Origin of the sequence: Vibrio fujianensis (genome assembly GCF_002749895.1) — a bacterium.
Taxonomy (GTDB): Bacteria; Pseudomonadota; Gammaproteobacteria; order Enterobacterales; family Vibrionaceae; genus Vibrio; species Vibrio fujianensis.
Map to the genome: position 1 here is coordinate 1 of NZ_NBUS01000008.1, position 2091 is coordinate 2091.

Below are 2091 nucleotides of genomic sequence, written 5' to 3' on the forward strand. Positions count from 1 at the left end.
CGTAAAACATCATTTGCAGCAGCATCAGATGCCCGCTTACGCGCAACGAGCAAAACCCGTGACAAAACTAGAGCCCTTTAAACCCTATCTCGTTCAACGAATTGAGCAGGCCCAACCTGATTGGATACCTGCCACCGTCTTATTTGATGAGGTGGTTCAACTCGGCTATCAAGGCGGTATTGCTCAGCTCCGTCGCTTTGTGTGTCAGTTTAAACTTTGTTCCACTCCTGAGCCGGTTGTCCGTTTTGAAACCCTGCCAGGACAGCAAATGCAAATCGACTTTACCACCATTCGGCGCGGTAAACGGCCGCTCAAAGCCTTTGTCGCAACCTTAGGTTATTCGCGCGCCACTTTCGTCAAATTCTTTGATAACGAGCGCGCTCATGCGTGGCAACAAGGCTTAAAAGAAGCCTTTGAGTATTTCGGTGGCGTACCCGAGCAGGTGCTGTGTGACAACGCTAAAGCGCTCATCATTGAACGAGATGCTTATGCACAAGGCGAACATAAGTTGCATGACGAGATGCTACAGATGTCGAAAGACTACGGCTTCAAGCTGGTTGCTTGTAAACCCTATCGAGCCAAGACCAAGGGGAAAGTTGAGCGTTTCAACCACTATCTAAAAAACAGTTTCGTTGTGCCACTTCGCGCCGAATTACGCGCGCAAAATCTCGAGCTGGATGTACAAATAGCCAACGCAAAAGTCGGCCCATGGTTACAGCGTGTAGCGAATCAACGCATTCATGGCACTACGTTAGCTGTCCCTACTGAGCGCTTGCGAGAAGAAGTGAAACAGTTACTTCCTTTACCAAGGTTCGTACAGGGTGCAAGTCACCACAAGTCTGCCCCAGATATCCGTATTGTGCCGCCGCTAGAGTCCATCAATCTACAACATCCTATGAACGTTTACGAAGCGCTGTTAGGGGGTGACCATGCTACTGCATGAACAAATCGGTCATCTCTGTGACTCACTGAAACTCAGCTCTATTGCCGCCTCTTGGCCATCGTTGGCGGAGCAATGTATTGCTCAGGAAAAAAGTTATGGTGAATTTCTACGCGCCTTATTGGAAAGCGAGCAGCAACAACGAGACGAGCGCACCCGACAGCTTTTTGGGCGTATGGCCGGTTTTCCCGCGTATAAAGAGTTAAGTACGTTTGATTTCAAATTCGCCACCGGCGTCCCGAAACAGCAGATACAAGAATTAAGTGCGCTGACCTTCATTGAGCGTAATGAAAACGTGGTGTTGCTCGGACCAAGTGGTGTCGGTAAAACGCATGTAGCCATCGGGTTGGGACTCAAAGCCGTACAGGCTAAAAAGAAAACGCGCTTTATCACCGCCGCTGATTTAATGCTGCAATTATCGACCGCTAAACGACAAAACAAGTTGAAGCAATACCTCTCTCGCTCCGTAATGGCCCCAAGATTATTGATCATTGATGAAATCGGTTACCTGCCGTTTGGGCGAGAAGAAGCCAACCTATTTTTTAATGTGATCGCTAAGCGCTATGAGTATGGCAGTATTATTTTGACCAGCAATTTATCGTTTGGCCAATGGCCTAGCGCATTTGCCGATGATGCGACATTAACGGCAGCGATGTTAGATCGACTGCTTCACCACTCGCATGTTTTGCAGTTAAGTGGTGATAGTTATCGATTGAAAGATAAACGACGTTCAGGAGCAATACCTGAGTAAAAGGGTGGATCAATTTTGATTGATCGTTTTTAAGCTAAAAGTGGATCAGTTTTCGGTGATCGTTGACACGATATTGTCGAAAAGGTATGTCACGCATGGAATCGATTTTTGGAATGCACCGATAGGGTACAAAGAATGTGTAAAAGAGATTGGATTGAGCTGACCAGTTAATTTTCCAGATTGGTATAATGGGATTTTCGAGTGGAAATAGGTGGGTAGTTTGAGAACGTTGATTTTTCATAACGCTAGAAACAAAAAAAGTCCCAACCTAAGTTGAGACTTTCTATATCCCGAGAAGAAATATGGCAGGGGTGGAGATATTCGAACTCCCAACACGCGGATTTGGAATCCGCTGCTCTGCCAATTGGAGCTACACCCCTAAATAATCTTACAACTAAAG

2 protein-coding genes and 1 tRNA gene are annotated in these 2091 nt (G+C 46.5%); 2 read left to right on the plus strand and 1 reads right to left on the minus strand.

Going from position 1 to position 2091, the window contains the following annotated elements; genetic code table 11:
• Nucleotides 1–943 (plus strand): IS21 family transposase (gene istA, locus B7C60_RS00120; protein ID WP_099609940.1); only part of this gene is annotated, 943 nt, incomplete at its 5' end.
• Complete coding sequence (gene istB / locus B7C60_RS00125) at nt 930–1691, plus strand: IS21-like element helper ATPase IstB (RefSeq protein ID WP_099609941.1); 762 nt, start codon at nt 930–932, stop codon at nt 1689–1691. The genes istA and istB, both read left to right, overlap by 14 nt.
• 303 nt (nt 1692–1994) lie before the next feature.
• Here istB and B7C60_RS00130 read toward each other — a convergent pair.
• A tRNA-Trp gene (locus tag B7C60_RS00130) sits at nt 1995–2071 on the minus strand.
• Nucleotides 2072–2091: the final 20 nt, after the last annotated feature.